Raw genomic sequence first — 22,592 nt, 5'->3', positions numbered from 1 at the left:
TTCGAACAGGCATCCTCCCATAGACGCCGAACCTCTCCGCTCCCATGCAAAAAGCGGCAAATTCCCCAAGGGGAGCTGCCGCTTCGGATGCCGCCTTGCCGTCATTTACCGTCATTTTCAGTCATTTGCCGTCCGTCAGCTGCGAAGCCCCGCCGCTTCGCACGCTGCGGCAAACGCGGCGTAGTCCGCGAACCGCCGCTCTCCGGTCCATGCTTTTTCGGCCATGGCGCGCAGCGGTTCGCGAATGCCCTGCGCCACCGCTTCGATCGTTTGCGCTTCCGGCTTGTCGGACCAGACCGAAAACGAACAGCCGAGCAGGGCGTCGGGGTACGGCAGTTCCCACTCCTGCGGTTCGTTCTCGCCGACGCGCGGCAGCAGGCCGGGATGCCAGCCGCCGTAGATTTTGTCTCCGGTCGGGTACGTATAGCCCGCATGTTCGCCCAGCACGTAATAGAAGTAGGCGTCGTTGAAGTTGACCAGCTCGTGCCCGCGATCGACAAACGTCTGCGCCGAAGCCATTTTGCGGTCCCACTTCGTCCAGTACGTGACCTGCATGGACGGCTTGGGCGGGACCCGCTGCTCCAGACCGGCCCGGTACAGCCCGTCGTTCCAGACGCGCACCGTAAAGCCTTTGGCTTCGAGACGCTCCGCGACCGTATTCAGGTAAGCGACGTACGCGTCCACTTCCGTTCCGTCTTCGATGCCAAGCGTCTCGCGCGCGTAATCGCCGAGCTGCGGATACGACGCGAACGTGCCGAAGTCGATAAATTCGTCGCCTCCGATATGAAAATACGGACTGCCCGCGAACAGTTCCGCGTATTCGTCGATCAGGTCCAGCACGAACGCGACCGCTTCGGGATTCGTGATGTCCAGCGCGCCTTTGGCTGGCCGGCCTTCGGAATCGGTCAGCAGCCATTCCGGCCGATTGCGCAGCGCCCAGCCGAGATGCCCCGGCGAATCGAGCGAAGGAATAAGCGTGATCCGGTGGCGCCGCGCTTCTTCCGCGATCTCCCGGATCTGCGCCCGGGTCAGGTAGCGTTCCGACATCACTTCGGGATGGCGCTCGCTTTCGAACGTAAAGCCTTCATTTTCGGAAAAATGCAGCTGAAGCGTATTGAGCTTCAATTCCGCCATTTCCCCGATTCGCTGCATGATCCATGCCTGCGGATAAAATTTCCGGCCGATATCGAGATGCATCGCCCGCTCGCCGACGAGCGGCTCGTCTTCGATCGCGCCGTACGCAAGCTCGCCTCCGCCGGAAGAAAGCAGCTGCCGCACCGTCCGCAGGCCGTGCAGCGCCGCCCTCGCATCCGAAGCGGTCAACGTCACGAAGTCCCCGATATCGAGCCGGTACGCTTCCGGGTGAACGGTGCCGGGCACCGCGCCCAGCTCTATCAGCAGATCGCCGGGCTTCGCTTCGCGGGCGACCCCGATCCGGGCCGGCGCGGCGAACGCACCGACTTCGGCGAACTTGCCGCGAAAATCTTCGGCCGCTTCCAGCACGCCGAGCAGCAGCTCCGCTTCGTCTGCCGCGCCGCCGGTGTCCTGCCGGAAAATCATCAGCGACGAACCCGGGCCGGGCCGCCACCTTCCTTCTTCCGTCATCAGGTATCGCCGCGTTCCCGGTACCGTGCCGCTATCGTGGATCTGTGAATTCATCTTCGTTCACCTCTTCGACTGGGGATGGATGTTTCTGTTCCGTTAGTATAGCGCCTGCGATCAGAAATTTCCAAAAGCGCCCATCTATCATGGCAAACGGAAAACGAAATACGCGTACGGGGCGATCTCCGCCCGGCCCGCCGACAGTTCGCCTGCCCGCTGTTCGTCCGAGCAGACCGCGCACTCCGCTTCCGCGAGCTGCGCCCGCAGCTCGCTTGGCAGTTCGAGTCCGGTCGGCGTTTTGGAAAAGTTGAGCACGACCAGCCAGCGTTCCTGCGCGTCTTCCCGCACGTAGGCGTAAATATGCTCGTCTTCTTCCAGCACCGGCTCGTACGTGCCGAGCGTCAGCACCGGATGGTCACGGCGCAGACGGATCATCTTGCGGTACAAGTTGAGCACCGACTGCGGATCTTCTTCCTGCTGCCGCGCATTGATCTCCGCCTTGTTCGGATTGATCCGCTGCCACGGGCGGCCCGCCGTGAATCCGGCGCCGTCTTCGTCCGTCCACTGCATCGGAGTCCGGCTGTGGTCGCGGTTTTTGCGCAGCACCCGTCCGAGGATCGTCTCCGGGTCTTCGCCGCGTTCTTCGACCATCAGCTTGTAATAGGCCAGCGCCTGCTGTTCCTTGATATCGTCGATGGTGTTAAAAAAGTGCGCGTTCGTCATGCCCAGCTCTTCGCCCTGCAGCAGGTTCGGCGTGCCGCGCAGCGTCATCAGGAACACCGACAGCATCTTGGCGGATTGTTCCCGGTGGTGCTCGTCGTCGCCGAGGTACGACACCATGCGCACATGGTCGTGATTGCTGAGGTACATGCCGATCCAGGCGTCGGGATGCAGATCCTTGAGCCATTTGCGCATGATCTGTTTCATATGGCTCAGCTTCCACGGCTTGGACTGCCACATGTCTTCGGCTTCGTCGCAAATTTTGGACGCTTCGATCATGAGAATCAAATCGAGTTCGCCGCGTTCGGGAAGGGTGAAGTCTTCAACGTCTTCGAGCTCCACCTGCGACGCTTCTCCCATGGTAAACACCGGATACCGGGAAAATACTTTGTCGCGCATTTCGTGCAGGTATTCGTGGATGCGAGGTCCATTTTTGTAAAAAGGTTCGCCGCTGCCCTGAATGCGCTGCGTGTCTTCGGTATCGGGGAAGCTCATGTCTTTGGACAGCACGTTCGCCGTATCGACCCGGAATCCGTCCACGCCTTTTTCCAGCCAGAAGTCCATCGCTTCGCAAATTTCCTGACGCACCTTCGGATTTTCCCAATTCAGGTCCGGCTGATGCCACGCGTACGTATGCAAATAATATTCGCCCGTCTCTTCATGCAGCTTCCAGGACGAACCGCCGAGGAACGACGTCCAGTTGTTCGGCGGACCGCCGTCTTCGCTCGCAGGCCGCCAAATGTAATAATCGCGGTACGGATCGTCCCGGCCTTGAAGCGCCTGCTTGAACCACGGATGGTCGCTCGACGTATGGTTCGGCACGATCTCCATCACGAGGCGAATGCCCCGTTCATGCAGCAGCGCCAACAATTCGTCGAAATCGTCCAGCGTCCCGTATTCGGGATGGATGCCGCGGTAATCGACCACGTCGTACCCGTAATCGCGGTTGGGCGAATCGAAGATCGGGGATAGCCAGACGGCGGTGACGCCGAGCTGTTCGATATAGTCGATCTTGTCGATAATGCCGCGCAGATCGCCGACACCGTCCCCGTTGCTGTCGTTGAAGCTGCGGACGTAAATTTCGTAGACGATATTTTCTCGCCAGTTCATGTTCGATTGAAGCTGCCCGGACGTCCGGGACGCCTGTACTTGTTCCGACATCTTGTTCCTCCTCCAAAAAAAGCCGTGTTCGGCCGTCGGCCGTCTGCCGGCTGCATACGCTTTTACCGACTGTATACGTCTTATTACCCATAAAAACGTAAGCTGCTATGGAATAAGAATCGAGACGGACTCATCCGTCCTCTGTAAGCAAGTCGGCAAAAGGGGCGGAAGCCGCAACAAACATGTATCAAATTCGAAAGAAATCGGATAAGCTATTCGTACCTTGACAGCTCTATATAAGGGTTCGGGATCGGTACGTCGCAAAAGTAAATAAATCCGGCTTTCGAGAGGGGCTCAAGACCCGTATGAACAGAAAGAATCAACGCTCTCTTTTTTACCGATTAATGAACGTGGCACTGGCCTTCCTGCTGCTCTTCACTTCAAGCATCTGGATGGCGGGAAAGGCTTCGGCTGCGTCTTCATGGACGGCGGTCACTTCCAATACGACTGTTCCGATCTACAAGATCCATTACGGCAACGGCTTGTGGGTGGCTTCGGCCGAGAACGGAAAAGTGCTCACCTCGCCGGACGGCTCGTCTTGGACGGAACGGACCGTGGACGCGGGTTATACGAGCTCGTTCCTGAACGTGACGTATGGAGGAGGACAGTGGGTCCTCGTCGGCAATACAGGCACCGTATACACGTCAAGCGACGCGGTGAATTGGACGAATCGCAGCATCAGCACGCCCGACAATTTGAGCGCGATCGCGTACGGCAATTCCACCTACGTGATCGCGGCCAATCTCGGCAGCGTGTACGTTTCTGCGGACGCGATCACCTGGAGCAAGGTGCCGGCTGGCTCGGCTGATCTGCTGGCGATCGCTTACGGCAGCGGTTCTTTCGTCGCTGCGGGCAGTGACGGGAACGCTTACCGTTCCTCCGACGGAATCAGTTGGGCAAACAGAGGCCCCGCAGCGGGCGGCAGTCCGATTTATAGCGTGAAATTTCTGAACGGATCGTTTTATGCGACATCGGACGGGAAAATATCGGTGTCCGCGAACGGTTCAAGCTGGAACAGCTACACGCTCTCCGACGCCAACGGCGAACCTATTTACGACGTTACTTACAGCGGCGGCAAGTATGTCGCGGCCGGAGGCGGAACGCTTTCGAACGGCCTAATTTACGTTTCGACCAACGGCACTTTCTGGACCACGGAAGGCGGCAATACGAATCAAACGTTATACGGCGCAGCCGCGAACGGCAGCCTGTTCGCCGTCGTCGGAGAGTCGGGAACGATACGAACGCAGACAATCTCCGTCTCCAGCGATTCCTCGCTGAAGACTCTTGCGATCAGCCCGGGCACGTTATCCCCCGCTTTTGCCTCCGGAACGACCGGCTATACGGCAAACGTCGTGTACGGCACGACGAGCGTGAACATTACCCCTACGGTCAATCAGGCCAATGCTACCGTCAAGATCAACGGTACGAACGCGACCAGCGGCAGCGGCAGGAACGTGCCGCTTGCGGTAGGCGACAATCCGATTCCCGTCGCCGTCACGGCGCAGGACGGATCGACCACGACCTATACGGTCACCGTTAAGCGGGCCGCGCCGAACACCAATGCCAATCTGGCCAATTTGGTACTGAGCCAGGGCACGCTGTCCCCTTCTTTTGATCCCGCGACAACCCGCTACGACGTCGGCGTAGCCAACAGCGTTACCAGTCTTACGGTCACGCCGACGCTTGCCGGCAGCAGTGCAAGCGTCATCGTGAACGGCGCCGCGACAACGAACGGCAGCCCTTCGGGCGCCATCGCGCTGGCGGTAGGCAGCAACGAGATCAGGGTCGTCGTAACCGCCCAGGACGGCACCACCGCCAAAACGTATACCGTTTACGTCACGCGGGCCGCGCCGCCAAGCAGCAATGCCTTCTTGGCCGACCTTGCGCTGAGCCAGGGCAGCCTGTCTCCTCTGTTCGCTTCCGGGACGACCGGTTATTCGGCCAGCGTGCCCAACTCCGTTGCGAGCCTGAACGTAACGCCAACCGTGTCCAACGCCAATGCTTCCGTCACCGTGAACGGCGTCGCGGTCACGAGCGGCAATGCTTCCGGCAGCATCGCGTTAAACGTAGGCACGAACGAGATCAAGACCGTCGTAACCGCCCAGGACGGCACCACCACCCAGACGTACACGGTCAATGTCACGCGGGCGCAAGTGCCAAGCGCGAATGCCGATTTGAGCGCGTTGGCGTTAAGCAGCGGCACGCTGTCCCCCGCGTTCGCCTCTGACAAGACCGGTTATATCGCAAGCGTATCGAACGCGACGACGAGTCTGACCGTCACCCCGACGCTTGCGGATGCCAGAGCCAGCGTCACCGTGAACGACAGCGCCGTCTCAAGCGGTAACGCTTCCGGCGCAATCGGGTTGTTGGTAGGACCCAACCGGATTACGGTGAAGGTTACCGCCGAGAATGGGACTTCCCAGAGCTATACGGTTACCGTCACCCGGGCTGCGAACGGCAACACCAACTTGCGCGCGCTGTCGTTGAGCAGCGGTACGCTGTCTCCTTCGTTCAATTCCGCTACGATGGAATATACCGTTGCGGCTACCGCGGAAGCTGCAACCCTGACCGTGACAGCGACGACCGCCGACACGACGGCGAGCGTCGAAGTGAACGGTATCGGCGCCTTGAGCGGCAGCGCTTCGAACCCGATTCAGACGACTCCGGGCGCAAACGAGATCTTCGTGGATGTCACCGCGCAGAACGGGACGAGCAAAAGGTATACGATTACCGTGACCCGGCCCGCAAGCAGCAACAATGACTTGAGCGCCTTGTCGTTGAGCTCGGGCACGCTGTCTCCGGCTTTCGCTGCGGGAACGCGAGTCTACGACGCCGACGTATCGAATGCGACGACGAGTCTGACCGTCACCCCGACGGCGGCCGATGCCAACGCCAGCGTGGCGGTTAACGAAGTGTTCGTCGCACAAGGCAAGGCTTCGGACGCGATTCCTTTGAACACGGGCTTTAACGTCATTATCGTGAAGGTTACCGCGGAAAACGGAACGTCCAGAGAATATACCGTACGCGTGGCGCGGGCCACGAGCGGCGACAACGACTTGAGCGATTTGTCGTTGAGCTCGGGCACGCTGTCGCCGGCGTTCGCCGCGGGAACGACGAATTATGCCGCCACCGTATCGAATGCGACGACGAGCCTGACCGTCACCCCGACGACGGCCGACTCCACGGCCAGCGTCAAGGTTAACAACGCGCCGGTCACAAGCGGCAATGCTTCCGGCGCGATTCCGTTGACGGTCGGACGAAACGACATCGAGACGGTCGTGACCGCCCAGAACGGAACGACCCGGACGTACACGATCACGGTCACGCGCAGCGAAATCAGCGACGCGGATTCCGTCAGTGACGCTTACGCCAAGCTGGAAGTGGGCTATGCGCCCGGCGACGGCCCGGCTGCCGTCACACAGGATCTGACGCTGCCTCTGACGGGAAACAACGGGACGACCGTCAACTGGACCAGCAGTTTTCCGGGCTTCATTCAAGCGGACGGCACGGTGACGCGGCCGTCTTATCCGAACACGGATACCTCCGTCGTGCTTAACGCCTTGATTCAGAAAAATGCACAGCTGTCGATCAAAACGTTTACGGTCGTGGTCAAAGCGATCCCGATCACCGATCTTCAAGCGGTGCAGACCGACCGCGATTCGCTGCAAGTCGGATACGCGCCCGGCGACGACGCTTCTTCCGTTACACAGAACGTGACGCTGCCGACATCGGGTCCGAACGGCACGACCCTCTCCTGGACTTCCGACACACCGCTGTCGATCGACGCCAGCGGCACCGTGACGCGGAGTTCGTTCGACGGCGGAGACCGCACGGTGAAATTGACGGCCACAATCGTTCTCGGCAGCGAATCGGCGATCCGCACGTTCGACGTGACGGTAAAAGCGATTCCGGCTTCGTCGGCCGCCGAACTTCGGTCTTTGGCCGTGGACGGCCAAACGATAACGCCCGCGTTCGATCGCGCCGTACGCGATTATTCGCTCGCCGTGCCGTACGACACAAGCCGCGTGACCGTGACCGCTTCGGTCTACGACGCAGGCGCTTCCTTGACCGTTCAGGGACTCCCGACCGCGAATGGCACGTCATCCGCTCCCGTGGAACTTGCGGTCGGCACCAACGTCATTGCGGTCAAAGTGACCGCTCAGGACGGCATGACGCAGGAAGTCTACACGATCCGCACAAATCGCGCCGCCGCTCCGAACCCGGGCGGAGGCCAGAACGGCGGATCGGCCGATCCGGTGAACGACGGCGGCATCCCGTCGCCGTCCGTGCCGACTCCGGCGGATCCGCCCGCCCCGTCCCCGAACGGCTTCGAGATCCGGATCAACGGACGTATAGTCGAGCAGATCGCGACCGGCACGCTGAAGCAAGGCAACGGACAAACGGCGTTTAACGCCGTTATCGATACGGCCCGGCTCTCCTCGCTGCTGGCTAGCGAAGGCCCCGATCCGCTGATTCTCGTGCCGGTAACGGCTCAGGCCGACATCGTCACGACGCAGCTGAGCGGAGAAGCACTCCGCCTGCTGCAAGCTCGCGGCGCGACGCTGCGTATCGAGAGCCCGCTCGGGAGCTACACCTTGCCCGCTGCCGAACTGTCCCTTGCGCAGCTTGACGGCTCCGCAGGCGGCAGCGCCGATCCGGCCCAAGTTGAAGTCCGAATTACGATAGAACGCAGCGCGGCCGGCACGATCGCCGCCCTCAACGCACGCGCCGCAGCCGAAGGCTTCGTCGTCGTCGCGCCTCCGGTCACGTTCAAGGTCGATGCCGCCTACGCGGGGCAGACGACCGAATGGAAGACGTTCCCGAATTATGTGCAGCGCGAGCTGCCGATTCCGGCCGGTTCCGATCCGGGCCGCATTACGACGGCCGTCGTGATCGAAGCGGACGGCAGCCTGCGCCACGTGCCGACTTCGATCACGCGCAATAACGAAGTCTACGCGGCCGAAATCAACAGCTTGACCAACAGCGATTACGCGCTGATCTGGAGTCCGCGCACCTTCGTCGACGCGGCGGGCCTCTGGTCGCAAAGCGCCGTTGCGGATATGGCTTCGCGCCAGATCCTGAACGGCATCGACAAAGACCGCTTCAATCCGGCGGGCAGCGTCACTCGGGCCGAATTCGCCGCCGTGCTCGTCCGGGCGCTGGGCCTGGCCGACAACGGATCGACGTCCGGCTTCACCGACGTCTCCTCCGGCGACTGGTACGCCGGAGCCGTCGGCAAAGCCGCCGAATACGGCTTGATCGACGGGTACGCGGACGGCACGTTCCGCCCGCTATCCACGATCTCGCGCCAGGAAGCGTTCGCGATTCTGGCTCGCGCGATGCAAATCGCCAAGCCGGTTTCTTCGGCCGGCGGCACTTCGCTCGAAGCTTACAGCGATGCCGACCGGGTCGGCCGTTGGGCGCTGGAGTCCGTGCGCAACGTATTGTCCGCGGGACTCGTTCAGGGCAGCGGCGGCAAGCTTAACCCGGCCGCCACGATGAGCCGGGCCGAGACGGCGGCGCTCGCGCAGCGCCTGCTCCGACAAGCGGACTTGATCGATTGAATGAATGAGCGAATGAATGATTGAATGGTCAGGCGGCCGGGAGCACGATTCCCGGTTGCCTCTCCAAAAAAAGCTTCCGGTCCCCAGGGACCGGAAGCTTTTTTGACGTTACGGGAACTGCGACGGCGGCTCAATCGTCCCGGCCGCTAGAATTAAGGAACGCGGCAGCGCGCGTTCAGCAAGCGTTCTCTTCACCGGACACGCCTTGTCCGGCGCACTCAAGCAGGTCCGCCGCGCAGCTGGCGCAGCCGTCGCAGCGCTCCGCGTGCGCCCGACGCGCAAGCGCCGCGTCGATCGCTGCGCCGGTGCGGGCGAACTCATTCTCTTCGCCAAGCTCTGCGAGCAGGCCCGTACGCGCAAGCAGCTGCCGCGGGCCGGGCCGCAGCCCGGCGAGCATCAGCGTGCCGCCCGACGCGCGGACGCTCTTGAGCAGGCCGTGCAGCGCCGCCTCGCCGGAGGCGTCGATCAGCGGCACGCCGCCCATGCGCAGCAGCAGCGTGCCGGATAGATCGCGGGACGCCGCGAAGGCCGGCGTGCCGAACGGATCGCGCGTGCCGAAGAACAGCGCGCCCCGCAGGCTGAATACGTTCAGCTGCGGGCAGCTTCGCTCCGCGGCTGCCGGATCGGCTTGGACTTTGCCGCGGACGCCGCCGTCGTCGCCGGGCAGCGCCCGGTCGAGCCGCTGCTCGCCGGCCATGTTCTTGACGAACAGCAGCACGGCCAGCGCCAGGCCGACTCCGACAGCCGTCGTCAGCGTCGCGAACACCGTCAGCAGGAACGTGACGACGAGCACGAGCGAATCGCCGCTGCGCAGCCGGAGCAGCTTGGCGAACGCCCGGCGTTCGCTCATGTTCCAGGCGACGACCATGAGGATCGGCGCCATCGCGGCAAGCGGAATCGCCGACGCGTACGGCGCGAGCAGCACGAGCACGAGCAGCACGACGAGGCCGTGCACGATGCCGGACAGCGGCGACGCCGCGCCGCTCTTGATGTTCGTCGCGGTGCGGGCGATAGCGCCCGTCGCCGGAATGCCTCCGAACAGCGGCACCACCATGTTCGCAATGCCCTGCCCGATCAGTTCGCGGCGGCTGTCATGCTTCGAACCGCCCATGCCGTCCGCGACGACCGCGGAGAGCAGCGATTCGACGCCGCCCAGCAGCGCGATCACGATCGCGGGCCCGATCATCAGCTTCAGCGTGTCCCCCGACAAGTCGGGGAAGCGAAAAGACGGCAGCGAAGCCGGGATCTCGCCGTAGGCCGAGCCGATCGTCGCGACCCGCCCGTCCAGCAGCAGCACGGCGACGAACGTGGACAGGATCAGACCGACGAGAGACGCCGGAACTTTCGGCAGCAGCCGTGGCATCAGCAGCAGCGAGCCCAGGCAGATGCCCGCCACGACGATCGCGTATCCGTTCAGCGTGCCGGCGTGCAGCGCAAGTTCCCGCATATTCAGCAGGAAGCTCTCGTGACGCTCCAGTCCGGTCAGGCCGAGAAAATTGCCGATCTGCCCGGCAAAAATCGTCACGGCGATGCCCGCCGTGAATCCGACCGTGACCGGACGCGGCATAAACGCGATCAGCGTGCCGAGCCTGAACACGCCCATCAGCACGAGCAGGACACCGGCCATGAATCCCGCCGCCAGCAGCTTGTCATAGCCGTATTGCAGCACGATCGCGAGCAGAATCGGGATAAAAGCCCCCGTCGGCCCGCCGATCTGAAACTTCGAACCGCCCAGCAGGGAGATCAGGATTCCCGCTATGATCGTCGTATAGATGCCGGTCTCCGGCTTGACCCCCGAAGCGATCGCGAACGCCATCCCGAGCGGAATCGCGATGATCCCGACGATGCAGCCCGCGATCAGATCGCGCTTCAACTCGCTTTTTCCGTACCCTTCGAACCTGCCCCGCCCTTTGATCCTGCCCATTGCGCCAACCTTCTTTTCGTTTTTTTTGCAAAACCGCCATTCTTTAACGTACCACGCCGGCAGCCGAAAAAATGTGAGAAAGATCAACTCCGGACGAATGGGCATACCGCCCAGCCTCAAACGCCGCTTTATCGCCCGCTCACGTTTTTTTGACCGCTCTAACGCGCTTTAACGAATCGTCATCACGCTATTTGCGCTTTAACCCGATTTTTCGCATTCTAACGAATCGTCAGCACGCTATTCGCTGCAAATCGGCGCAAATCGACCGGATCGAAGCCAATAAGGATAGGAGGATTCGTTAGATTGTTAAAAAAGCCGAATAGGCGCAAATAACGATACAAGGATTCGTTAGGCGGCGGGGGCGGGTCGAAAGGTGGCAAAGGCGAGGCGAAAAGCGGCGGAGGCAGGGCAAATGGCGGCGGGGGCGGGGCGAAAGTCACCGAGGTTATGAAGCGAACGGACTCAACCGTCGAAACATACCGGACGCATGGAGAAAATAGAGCCTGCCGACCGCAAGCAGGTCAGGCATAGGCCCGGACAAGCCCAAAAAGCCCGACTCTCCGGTAGGAGAATCGGACCTGAGCGGACTGCAAACCTTTGCGATCGACTGAAACATACGGGCAAGTTCGGCCAGAGAAAAGTTTGCCCCGGTCAGACAAGCGCTTGCCTTTTTACCGGCCGAGTTCTTCACACCCGCACGCATCCTTACCCGCGAACTACATCCGAATGTTCAGACGCGCCCATTCTTCGTTCTCGGCCCGGCTGAAATCGTAGGTTACGCCGGTCAGTTCTTCGGACGCGCGCCACAGCTTCGCCATCGTGTCTTCGTTCATTTTGTGATCGACGGACAGATCGAAGCCCGGGTAGCCTTTGCGGCCGCCTTTGCCGGTCGGGCCGATATATTCGCCGCCGTACAGGTTCTCGGTCGAAGCGTACAGTGTCGGCAGCGCGCCCATCGCCGCGGACTGGCTCATCAAGCCCCAGATGAACGACACGGCGCGGCCGGCCTGCTTGCCCGAACCACGGGAGATCAGGTTCGTATTCGAGACGCCCGGATGGCAGGCGACGCTGATCGTGTTGGCGCCGACGGCCGACAGCCGCTTTTGCAGCTCGCGGGCGAACAGCAGGTTCGCCAGTTTGCTCTGGCCGTAGAACTTCATCGCGCTGTAGCCGAGGCGGCCGTCCAGGTTGTTGAAGTAGATGTAGCCGCTTTTGGCCGCGATGCTGCTCAGCGTTACGACGCGTGCGCCCGTCGTGCGCAGCAGCAGCGGCAGCAGGCGGCCCGTCAGCGCGAAATGGCCCAGGTGATTGCTGCCGAACTGCAGCTCGAAGCCGTCTTTCGTTTTGCCGTACGGAGGAATCATGACGCCCGCGTTGTTCACGAGCACGTGCAGCGCGTCGTATTTGCCGATAAAGCCCGCCGCGAACGCCTCGATGCTCGACAGATCCGCCAGATCAAGCCGCATGACCTCGACGCTTGCCTGCGGAAACTTTTCGAGCAGCCCGTCGGCGGCCTGCCGTCCTTTTTCCATATTGCGTACGGCCAGCACGATTTCCGCGCCTTTTTGCGCAAACCCGTAAGCCGTTTCCAGCCCGAGGCCGCCGCTTCCCCCCGTAATCAAGACCCGTTTCCCGTTCATATCCGGCATGTTGTCGATCGTCCATTGTCCGTTCATTTCCGTCTCCTCCTCGTGCCTGCCCGATCGTTGCGGGCCGACCTCTTTCGTTCGTCTATCCAGTGTGCCTGAATAGACGCTATTTATCAAACTTGCCGCCTTCTTGTCCGAAGCCGCCGCAAAAAAGACGCTTCCCGCGGGAAACGTCCCGTTCTCTGCCTATTCGGCCGGGCGTCTGTCCCGGTACCGGCAGTCAGCTTCCCGACAGCATCAGCATGACGCCGAGCGACAGCGAGACCAACAGCAGCAGCAGGCCGAGCGCCCGAAAAGCCTGGGATTTAAAATTCGCCGGTTCGTACAGATCGCCTCCGGCGGGATCGCGCACCGGGTGCAGAATACGGTCGGGACGGGCAATCACCAGCGGACACAGCAGCAAAAACACTCCGATCAGCAGAAACATGAGATTTTCCTCCTCGAATACCGGATTCGGACGGCGCGTCCGTTTCTATGTATGTACCCGGAATAGGCCCCGGCGCCTTCATTTTCGGCCGGACGGCCAAAAAACCTTCGGAAGCGTCAGCGCTTCCGAAGGTTTGGCTCGCCTGCCTGCCCGGCAATCGCCGGGCTGCCGGTCAGCTCCCGCCTCGGCGCAGCAGTTCGTTCTGCTCGCGCAGCAGTTTATTTTGTTCCTGCATATGAGTGTCCAGCACGGCAAACCGTTCTGTCTGGCGGCGCTCCAACTCGTTCAGGTCGTTGCGCAGCGCGTAGACTTCGGTCGTGATCTTCGAATTGCCAACCGCCGCTTTGATCAGCAAATACCAGACCAGCAGCGTAATTACGGTAAATACGATCCACAAAAACACGCCGAAAAAAGTGAATCCGAATGAAAAGTCCAATCTGTTCTCCTCCTTGCCTTGAATCTGTCCGACTCTGTCCCTATTCGCGCGGAACGCTGTCTTCATTCGTATAGACGCTTGAACCTTCGCAAAAGTTCGCCCGATACGTCGCGTTCCCCCGCCCCAGGTCCAGGCTGCAGGTTCCCTCAAGACCGACCACCGCTTCAATCCGCCGCCCGATTTGCTTCGCTTCGCGATCCGGTAGACTGGGAAAAGATTGCGAATCCGGTGTCCGCTCCGCACGGAACCGCTTCGTCCGATCCGTTACAGGCAAACTTCGATCCGCGAAAGGAACTTTACCGATGAAAAAGATCCAAACGTTCAAACTCGCTCTGGCCGCACTGCTGCTGTCTTCTTCCGCCGCCTTCTCGGCCGTCCCGCCCGTCTCCGCAGCCGCCCCCGACGCTCCGCCCGTGTCTTCGGCGCGAAGCTGGACTTCGGCACAAATCGATGCCTACGCCCAAGCCGCCATGCAGCGCCTGCATATCCCCGGCCTGGCCGTCGGCATCGTCCGGGGCGACCGAATCCTGTACGCGCAGGGCTACGGCAGCGCCGGTCCCGGCGCCGGCCCGATGACGGCGCAGACGCCGCTCGCGATCGGTTCGACGACCAAATCGTTTACCGCGCTTGCGGTCATGCAGCTCGTCGAACGGGGCGAAATCGCGCTGGACGCGCCGGTGACCGACTATATGCCGGAATTCTCGCTGGCCGATCCGGCGCGCTCCGCCGACATTACAGTGTCCGACCTGCTGCACCAGAGCAGCGGATTGTCCACCTACGACGGCGTCGCTTTTTTGTCCAGAGGAACCGGAACGCTCGAACATCACGTCGCGGACCTGCGGAAAGTCTCGCAGACGCAGCCTGCCGGAGTCGGTTATCAATACTCCAACCTGAACTACAATATTCTCGGCGCGATCGTCGAACGGGTATCCGGCCTGTCGTACGAAGACTATGTTCAGCGGCGCATCTTCGATCCGCTCGGCATGGACAACAGCTTCCCGTCGCCGGAACGGGCGCGCACGGCATGGACCGAACGCTCCGGGCTGCGGCCGCCGTCCGGCCACCAGTTTTTGTTCGGCTTGACCGTACCTACCCGCCTGGCCGACCATTCCGGCACCGTGCCGTCCGGTTATCTCGTCTCCACCACGGAAGACATGTCGAAGTATCTGCTCATGCAGATGAACGACGGTTCCGCGGGCGAGGAACGCCTTTTGTCCGCCGAAAATACGGAGCTCATGCGGCAGCCGTCCGCGGATATGCACGACGGCTCCTTTTACGGCATGGGCTGGGTGCTGACCGGCGATTCGGCCGGGCATAACGGCACGACGGAAAATACCTATTCGGAAATGCGCATCCGCGACGGTTACGGCATCTTCGTACTCGCGAACTCGGTCGACCCGCTCGTCGTCGGCTACTCCGGCCTTATTCCCGGCATCGACGATATCCTGCACGGACGCGCGCCTTCGCTCGACAGCCTGCCGGACTTCGTCAAATTGTACGGCATCGCGGACGGAATCGTGCTGGCGATCGCGCTGCTGTTTGCGGGTTCGGTGCGCAGTTTGTTCCGCTGGAGAAAAGCGTTTCGGCCGACCGGCTGGAAAATCGCCTGGAACTCGGCTTTGCTGCTGGTGTGCAACGTCGCGTTTCCGCTGCTGACGCTGCATGTGCTGGCCGGCCTCGCTCCTTGGGACGTCGCACTGACGTGGGCGCCGGGCATCGGCTGGGGACTTGTACTGCTGCCGTGGATGCTCTTTGTGACCGGCGGGCTCAAGCTTGCGCTGATGCTTCGGGCGATCGCCGGGCGCAGACGCGCCGTGCCGGGAGAAGCGCACGGCACGGCGGCTTGACGGGCAGGATTCCGTTAGCTCCGGCGGGCGAACGGCTGTCTTTTGACGCGGCTTTTCGGTACGCCTTTTGTTTTCGTCGTTTGTGTACGGCCGTTCCGGGCAGCCGGATCGGCCTTTTTTTCTTTTTGACCGGATTCCTGTCGTGAAAGCGTACGCTTTTGTTGTTGCAAACGGTTTAAAACGGTGTTATTGTGGTTGAGGGATTGTTACTGAAAAGGCAAAACCCAAAACATGTGCCTAACGTGTTTTGGGTTTTGCCTTTTTTTATCCACTGTGCACGGTGACGCAATCCCGCATGAAGCAGCTTCGATGAACAAGAGGTGAACGCAATGCAAATCCTGAGGGTGCTCAACAACAACGTCATTACGTCGCTGGACGGCAGCGAGATCGAGATCGTCGTGATGGGCCGGGGGCTCGCTTTTCAAAAAAAGCCGGGAGACGAGGTCGACGCGGACAAGATCGAGAAGGTGTTTCGTCCGGAAAGCAACGATTCGTCCCGCAAACTCAAGGAACTGTTGGAACAGATTCCGATGGAATACGTTCAGCTGACCGAGGAGATCCGCAAACTGGCCGCCCTCATGCTGGACAAGGAGTTCGGGGATTCGATCTATCTCTCGCTGACGGACCATATCCACTTCGCGGTGGAGCGCCAGCGGCGCGGGCTGGAGATCAAGAACGGTCTGCTGCTTGAGGTCAAAAGCCTGTACAAAGCCGAATACCAGGTCGGGCGTTCCGCGCTCAAACTGATCAAGGAACGGATCGGAGTGGAACTGCCCGACGACGAAGCGGCGTTTATCGCGATGCATCTCGTCAACGCGCAGCTCGGCGAAGAAATGCCTGTCCTGATGAATATCACGAAGATTATGCAGGACATTCTCGATCTGGTGCGCACGCATTTCGATCTGGAATACGACGTCGATTCGATCAGCTATTACCGCTTCGTGACGCATTTGAAATTTTTCGCGCAGCGGCTGATCAGCGGCGACCATTCCGGCAACAACTACGACAGCCTGTACGAGATCGTCAAGGAAAACTGTCCGGAAGCTTATCCCTGCACGGAACGGATCGAAGCTTATATCGCCGAACATTACGACTACCGGTTGAACAAGGAAGAAATGCTGTACCTGACTATCCATATCGACCGGATCGCCAAAGCCTGACCAGACCGGGCCGACGCTCGCCGCGTGAGCTTCCGCCACCCTTTATTTTCATAATCAGCACTCGGGATTGTTACTGCAAAGGCAAAACCCGGGCCGTTTCCGAATCGACGCCGGTTTTGCCGTGCGCGTCGGTTCGAACGCCCGGGTTTTTCGTCTTGTCCGCCGTTTCGCCCGTCCCCATTTTGCACGATGGAAAGGAAGACCGCATATGAGCAAGCACGAACAGACCGCGAAGGCCGTCCTGGAAAAAATCGGCGGCGCCGCAAACGTCAACACGATGACGCACTGCATGACCCGCCTGCGCTTCGACCTCAAAGACAATACCAAAGCCGACCGGTCCGCGCTGGAAAACACGCCGGGCGTGATGGGCACCAATATCGCCGGTTCCCAGTTCCAGGTCATCATCGGCAACGACGTGCCGAACGTCTACGCAGAAATCAACAAACGCGCGTCGTTCGGCGGAGGTTCCGCCCCGGCCGGCGGCGAAGACGCCCCGCAAACGAAAAAAAATCCGTTCTCCGCGCTGCTGGACATCATCTCCGGCATCTTCACTCCGCTGCTTCCGGCGCTTGCCGGCGCGGGCATGATCAAGGCGCTGCTGTCCGTCTCCGACGTATTCGGCTGGATGGCGCAGGATAGCAGCACCTATCTAATCCTGAAAGCGATCGGCGACGGCACGTTCTACTTCCTGCCGATTCTGATCGCGTTCAGCGCGGCGCGCAAGTTCGGCAGCAGCGCCTTTATCGCGGCCGCCATCGCGGCGGCGATTCTGCACCCGGAACTGACCGCCCTGCTCGGCGGCGGAACGGCGGTCAGCTTCCTCGGACTGCCCGTGACCTCCGTCGCGTATTCCTCGTCGGTCATTCCGATCCTGCTCGCCGTCTGGGTGTCTTCCTACGTCGAGAAGCTGTTCAACAAAGTCATTCCGAGCGCGCTCAAAGTGCTGCTCGTTCCGATGCTCACCCTGCTCGTCATCGCGCCGGCCACGCTGATCGCGATCGGCCCGCTGGGCAGCCTGATCGGCGACGGGCTGTCGGGCGGCATCACGTACCTGCTCGATAACACCGGCATCTTCGGCGGCATCCTGCTCGGCGGCACCATGTCGCTGATCATCATGACCGGCATGCACTGGGCACTCGTCCCGATCGCCATTCTCGCGATCGCGGAGCAGGGCTTCGATTACATCCTGCCGATCATGTTCGTGGCGAACCTCGGGCAGGCCGGCGCCGCATTCGGCGTCTTCCTGCGCTCGCGCAACGTACAGTTCAAGTCGCTTGCCCTGTCGACCAGCTTCTCGGCCATGATGGGTATTACCGAACCGGCCATGTACGGCGTTAACATGCGCCTCAAAAAGCCGTTCGTCTCCGCCCTGATCGGCGGCGCGGCAGGCGGCGCCGTCTACGGACTGTTCCACGTCAAGATCTACACGATGGCCGGCAGCGTCGGCCTGCCGGGCATTCCGGCCATGATCGGCCCGACGTTCGCCTACGGCCTCGTCGGCATCGGCCTGGCCTTCATCACGGCCACCGTCGTGACGTTCCTGATCGGCTTCGAAGACGTCGCTTCGCCGGCTTCGGCCGGCAGCGAGCCGCAGTCTGTGGTGCAGTCTGTGGCTGCGACGGCATCGGCGGATGCCTCTGCGGACGCAGCTGCGGCGCCAACGCCCGCTGCTTCGGCCGCTTCGGCTGCGGCCGTTCCGCAGCCGGTCATCGCCGAACTGCGCGATACCGAGCTGCTCAGCCCGCTGACCGGCACGGTCAAAGCGCTCGCCGACGTCGAAGACGTCACGTTCGCCGGCGAATACATGGGCAAAGGCATCGCGGTCATGCCGACTGCGGGCATCGTCACCGCTCCGGCGGACGGCATCGTGAACTCGCTCGCCGTCACCAAGCACGCGATCGGCATGCAGACCGCCGACGGCGCGGAACTGCTGATCCACGTCGGACTGAACACCGTCCGTCTCAAAGGCCGCCACTTCGCCGTACTCGTCGAAGAAGGCCAGGCCGTAACGGCCGGCCAGCCGCTGCTCACGTTCGACATGAGCGCGATCCGCGCAGCCGGCTACGACCTGACCACGCCGATGATCGTGACCAACACCAAACAATACGCCGGCATCGCCGGCGTGCGCAGCGGAGCCGTCGAGTCCGGCCAACCGCTGCTGAAGCTCGACGTCGCCGCCCCGCGGCTGGAGGCTTCGGGGGACTGAGGGGGCTGAGGGGGACTAGGCGGCTGCGGGGCTGCGAGGCTGCGGGAGCTGCGGGGGATTAGGCGGCTGAGTGGCCGCGAGGCTGCGGGAGCTTCGAGGCAGTATGAAGCCGAATAGAAGCTTCGGCCCCGGCTGCGCAGCCGCCCGCACTCCGCAGAAGCGCCCGATGTTCTTTCCCTGTTCACGGGGGAAGAACATCGGGCGCTTTTTTGAGTTACGCAGACTTTGCGCGGGCACTCTATAGGTCGTATTAGGCCGCCTGCAGGCCGTCTGTCGTGGAAATAGCGGAAATAAGTGCGGATCTGCACTTATTCCGCTTTGCCGGCCGCCGGCCGGGCAAATAAGTGCCAGAGGACACTTATTTGCCCGGTATTCGCTCGCAGGCGGCCGTGAGAGCCGAAATAACTGCTCTCACGACGTTATTTGCCGAATTCGAGCCGATTCAGGCAAAATAAGTGTCCTCTCGCAGTTATTCAGGCGAATAAGGACTGCGCACTTGCGATGGCGCTGCGCCGCTCGCTGGCTCGTTGGATCGCTCGTTCGATCGCTCGTCCACTCATTGGCTCGATCGTTCGTTAGATCGTTGGCTCGTCCGCTCGTTGTTTCGTTCGTCCGCTCGACCACTGGACCGCTCGACCGCTCGTTCACTCGTTCGATCCATCACTCATTGGCTCGTTCACTCGGCCGTCCGTTCGATCGGCCGCTCAACCTCAACCCAAACCAAAAAAACCGCTCCGCCCTGCCAGTAGGCAGGATGCGAAAGCGGTTTGGGAGCCGGAAGCCGTGCTCAATCTTGCCGCTTCAAGGAAAGCGGCAGTCCAAGCGTACCCGGCTTAAATATTTTTATTTGCTCGAATCGCCAACCCACAGCGTTTGGGTCGCTTTGTCCCAAGTGATCGACTCGCCTACGCCGCGCACGATGATGCCGACCGGCACGCGCATCATGCCGCGTTTGAAAGTAGCCGAACCTTCCAGCTTCACTTCTTTGCCGTTGACCCATGCGACGTTGCTGTCGGCCATGATTTTGACCATGCGGTCGCCGCGCGTGTACGTGTAGCTTTTCGTTTTGTTGTCCCAGGCGACTTGCAGCCCTTCGATATCCAGCTGCTTGATCACGTCTGCCGTGGCATACAGCGTGCTTTTGATAAAGAACGGGTAAGCGCTGGGCATAACCATGCCGTCGTTGCCGTAGATCTTGGCAGCCGGTTCGGATGCGGTCGTCGTAGTGGTAGCGGCCGGTTTTGCTGCGGCAGCCGGTGTGGTAGCCGGAGCGGCCTGTGCGGCGGATGCCCCCAGTACAGCGGAACCGAGCAGCGATGCGATCAATATTTTTTTCATAGAAAAACGTCCTCCTCATATAAATACGGTTGGGATGCAAAAAAACACCCTACCTCTATATATAAACCTTTCTCGGGGTCATTTAGTTGCAGTTCTGATACCAGTGAAGAAATCTTTTATAAAAAGTGCGTTGAGCGAGTTGAGATTTGCGTTCCAACGGCGGTTCATTCGTGCCCTTTATGAATGGACAGCCGCTTCTAGGAACGCCCAACGCGCTCAATGCACAAGTGCGTTGAGCGCGTTCGAATCTGCGTTCCAAAGGCGTTCGATTCGTACCCTGTTACGAATGAATCTCCGCCTCGTCCACCGGCAGCAGCTGGCCGTCGACCGTCCAGCGCACCGCTTCGCGCCTGTGCCCGTATCCGCCCAGCAGCAGGTCGACGGCGGCTTTGCACATTTTGCGTTTGTCGACCCGGACGGTCACGGACAGGCCGGATTCCGGGCTCGCGGCCTGCTGAAGCCCGTCGAAGCCGGCGACCTCGACTTCCTGCGGAACGGCGATGCCGCGTGCCCGCAAACGGCGGATCAGCAGCAGAGCCAGCCGGTCGTTGCCGCAGAAAAAGGCGGTCGGACGCCGTTCCGCGCCGCTCGACACCCGACTCCTCTCCGAGCCGCTCACCTCGCCCGAACCGCCCGAACCTTCCGCACCTCCCGACTCCGCGGAGAGACTCGCCCCGTCCGCCCCGTCCGCTTCCTCCGCTTCCCGAACGTCCGGCCAAGTCCCCATTCGCTCCAAAAACTCGCCGATCTCGCGCTCGTTCGTCTCTTCGTCGAAGTCGCCGGCTTCCAGCAGCGTATGCGACTCTTCGATCGGCAGGCCGGCTTCTCGCATCGCCCGCCAGTAGCCGAACCAGCGTTCTTCGTGGCTCGTCGTCAGGTTGGCCGGACCGATAAAGCCGATTCGGCGATGGCCTCGTTCAATCAGCCGGCGGACGACCGCTTCGGCGCCTTCCGTATTGGCCGAGACGGCCGCGGCGCACGGCAGATCGCGGTAATACGAGTCGAGCATAACGAGCGGCGCGCCGGTCTCCCACACCTGGCGAGCGTACGGCTTGTCGACGATTCCGAACAGGATGAGGCCGATATGGTCCACGTCGTCGTACAGGCGGGGCAGGATCAGCCCGCTCTCCATCTGCGCGTCGATCCGCGCGATGACGGCGTTGCAGCCGCGCGCGCGGATACTTTCTTCCAGAATCCACAGCATGTCGTGGAAAAAGTGGAAGTGTTCGTTGTCCGCGTAGCTGACGACGCGCTCCGGCACCAGCACCAACACGTTTCGGCTTGCTCGATCCGCCCGGCCGGCAGCGGCGGGCGGTTCGTAGCCCAGCTCCTCCGCCGCAGCCAGAACCGAACGCCGGACAGTCTCGCTCACGCCTTTTTTCCCCGACAAAGCCAGAGAGACCGCGTTTTTGGACAGTCCCAGCCGGTCCGCGATGTTCTGCATGGAAATTTTTTTCGGTCTGGCCATCTCTCATTCCTCCTGATGAAAACGCTATTCCCGCACTCGAAAATATGCTATGCTGGTCTCATGTTACTTGACAGAAATGAATTTCGTCAAGTTTTGTCAAGTTAAACCAACGCATATGGGAGGCAGATACGCATGATCGCAATCGGAATCGATATCGGCGGCACCAAAATAGCGGTAGGGCTCGTCGACGACAGAGGCACCGTATTGGCGCAGCAGTCGCTCAAGACGGACCCGGACAAAACGCCGGCGGCGCTGATCGAAGAAACGGCGGCCGCGGTAAACGAACTGCTGGAGCAGCAAAATATCGGCCCGTCCGACGTCAAAGGCATCGGAGTCGGCGCGCCGGGACCGCTCGACGCCAAGCACGGACGGCTCGACAGCCCGCCCAACCTGCCCACCTGGCACGGATTTGGCGTCGTCGAGGAGCTGCGCAAGCATTTCGGCGCATGGCCGGTCCATTTCCAGAACGACGCGACGGCAGCGGCGCTGGCGGAGAAATGGCTGGGCGCGGCGCGGGATGCGGACAACTTTATTTTTATCACGGTGAGCACGGGTATCGGCGCGGGCATCTACATGCACGGACGGCTGATCACGGGCGCATCCGGCAACGCGGGCGACGTCGGCTACATCATGGTGGAGCCGGGCGCGGCGGGCACCGAAGGCTACTGGGAACAGATCGCTTCCGGCACGGCTATCGCGCGCCAGGCGTCGGAGCTGCTGGGCCGTCCGGTCGGCACGAAGGAAGCGTTCGAGCTGGCCGCGAGCGGCGACGAACCGATGAAGCAGCTGATCGAAACCACTTACCGGCGCCTCGGCATGGGCTGCGTCTCGCTGATCAACACGCTCGATCCCGAGCTGCTCGTTATCGGCGGCGGCGTGTCGCAGATCGGCGAACCGCTGTTTGACGCGATTCGGTCGTACGTCTCGGAACACGCGCTGAGCCCGGCCGGACGCCGCACGGAGATCGTTCCCGCGGCACTGAGCCAGAATGCCGGCCTGATCGGCGCGGCTTCGCTCGTGCATCAGGCGTACTAACGCTGCGGAACGGGTAATAACAAGGCGGCAGGTATCATGCAATCCCGCTTCGAAT

At 61.4% G+C, this 22,592-nt stretch carries 13 protein-coding genes; 5 read left to right on the top strand and 8 right to left on the bottom strand.

The features are described from left to right. Positions 1-135: 135 nt before the first annotated feature. Together FTE24_RS08630 and FTE24_RS08625 are read right to left on the bottom strand one after the other, a co-directional pair. Positions 136-1,659 (bottom strand): beta-N-acetylhexosaminidase, encoded by a 1,524-nt coding sequence (locus FTE24_RS08630; RefSeq protein WP_150232871.1) that lies wholly within the window; start codon positions 1,657-1,659, stop codon positions 136-138. 87 nt (positions 1,660-1,746) lie between these two features. After that, entirely contained in the window at positions 1,747-3,483 is a 1,737-nt protein-coding gene (locus FTE24_RS08625) for a glycoside hydrolase family 13 protein (protein ID WP_150232869.1), read from the bottom strand. A gap of 305 nt (positions 3,484-3,788) precedes the next feature. On the opposite strand from FTE24_RS08625, the gene FTE24_RS08620 reads away from it, so the two are divergent. Continuing rightward, on the top strand, positions 3,789-9,047 hold the full coding sequence (locus tag FTE24_RS08620) for a cadherin-like beta sandwich domain-containing protein (RefSeq protein WP_150232866.1): 5,259 nt from the start codon (positions 3,789-3,791) through the stop codon (positions 9,045-9,047). A 175-nt stretch (positions 9,048-9,222) separates the two neighbouring features. Here the strand turns inward: FTE24_RS08620 and FTE24_RS08615 are convergent, their stop codons facing one another. The 4 genes from FTE24_RS08615 to FTE24_RS08600 form a co-directional block, all read right to left on the bottom strand. Then, positions 9,223-10,971, bottom strand: coding sequence for a SulP family inorganic anion transporter (locus FTE24_RS08615; protein ID WP_202111807.1), 1,749 nt, complete (start codon positions 10,969-10,971; stop codon positions 9,223-9,225). Positions 10,972-11,687: 716 nt separating this feature from the next. Beyond that, positions 11,688-12,647 (bottom strand): oxidoreductase, encoded by a 960-nt coding sequence (locus FTE24_RS08610; RefSeq protein WP_141446966.1) that lies wholly within the window; start codon positions 12,645-12,647, stop codon positions 11,688-11,690. A 193-nt stretch (positions 12,648-12,840) separates the two neighbouring features. After that, positions 12,841-13,047, bottom strand: coding sequence for a hypothetical protein (locus FTE24_RS08605; RefSeq protein WP_150232864.1), 207 nt, complete (start codon positions 13,045-13,047; stop codon positions 12,841-12,843). 172 nt (positions 13,048-13,219) lie between these two features. Beyond that, complete coding sequence (locus tag FTE24_RS08600; protein ID WP_141446968.1) at positions 13,220-13,483, bottom strand: hypothetical protein; 264 nt, start codon at positions 13,481-13,483, stop codon at positions 13,220-13,222. Between the two features lie 302 nt (positions 13,484-13,785). On the opposite strand from FTE24_RS08600, the gene FTE24_RS08595 reads away from it, so the two are divergent. From FTE24_RS08595 to FTE24_RS08585, 3 genes are all read left to right on the top strand, one after another. Continuing rightward, the gene (locus FTE24_RS08595; RefSeq protein ID WP_150232862.1) at positions 13,786-15,330 is read left to right on the top strand and encodes a serine hydrolase domain-containing protein; all 1,545 of its coding nucleotides are present in this window, start codon (positions 13,786-13,788) and stop codon (positions 15,328-15,330) included. 329 nt (positions 15,331-15,659) lie between these two features. Further along, positions 15,660-16,490, top strand: a complete 831-nt coding sequence (gene licT, locus FTE24_RS08590) for a BglG family transcription antiterminator LicT (RefSeq protein ID WP_141446970.1) — start codon at positions 15,660-15,662, stop codon at positions 16,488-16,490. Positions 16,491-16,698: 208 nt separating this feature from the next. Beyond that, a complete protein-coding gene (locus FTE24_RS08585; RefSeq protein ID WP_150232860.1) occupies positions 16,699-18,696 on the top strand; it encodes a beta-glucoside-specific PTS transporter subunit IIABC in 1,998 nt (665 codons plus the stop codon). An 843-nt stretch (positions 18,697-19,539) separates the two neighbouring features. On the opposite strand, the gene FTE24_RS08580 is transcribed toward FTE24_RS08585, so the two are convergent. Next, a complete protein-coding gene (locus FTE24_RS08580; protein ID WP_150232858.1) occupies positions 19,540-20,034 on the bottom strand; it encodes a copper amine oxidase N-terminal domain-containing protein in 495 nt (164 codons plus the stop codon). Between the two features lie 280 nt (positions 20,035-20,314). Then, entirely contained in the window at positions 20,315-21,502 is a 1,188-nt protein-coding gene (locus tag FTE24_RS08575) for a substrate-binding domain-containing protein (protein WP_150232856.1), read from the bottom strand. A gap of 132 nt (positions 21,503-21,634) precedes the next feature. On the opposite strand from FTE24_RS08575, the gene FTE24_RS08570 reads away from it, so the two are divergent. Further along, entirely contained in the window at positions 21,635-22,537 is a 903-nt protein-coding gene (locus FTE24_RS08570; protein WP_150232854.1) for an ROK family protein, read from the top strand. The last annotated feature ends 55 nt before the right edge of the window (positions 22,538-22,592 follow it).

The organism is Saccharibacillus sp. WB 17 (genome assembly GCF_008634075.2).
Lineage (GTDB): Bacteria > Bacillota > Bacilli > Paenibacillales > Paenibacillaceae > Saccharibacillus > Saccharibacillus brassicae.
This window is presented reverse-complemented; position numbering and strand designations above follow the sequence as displayed.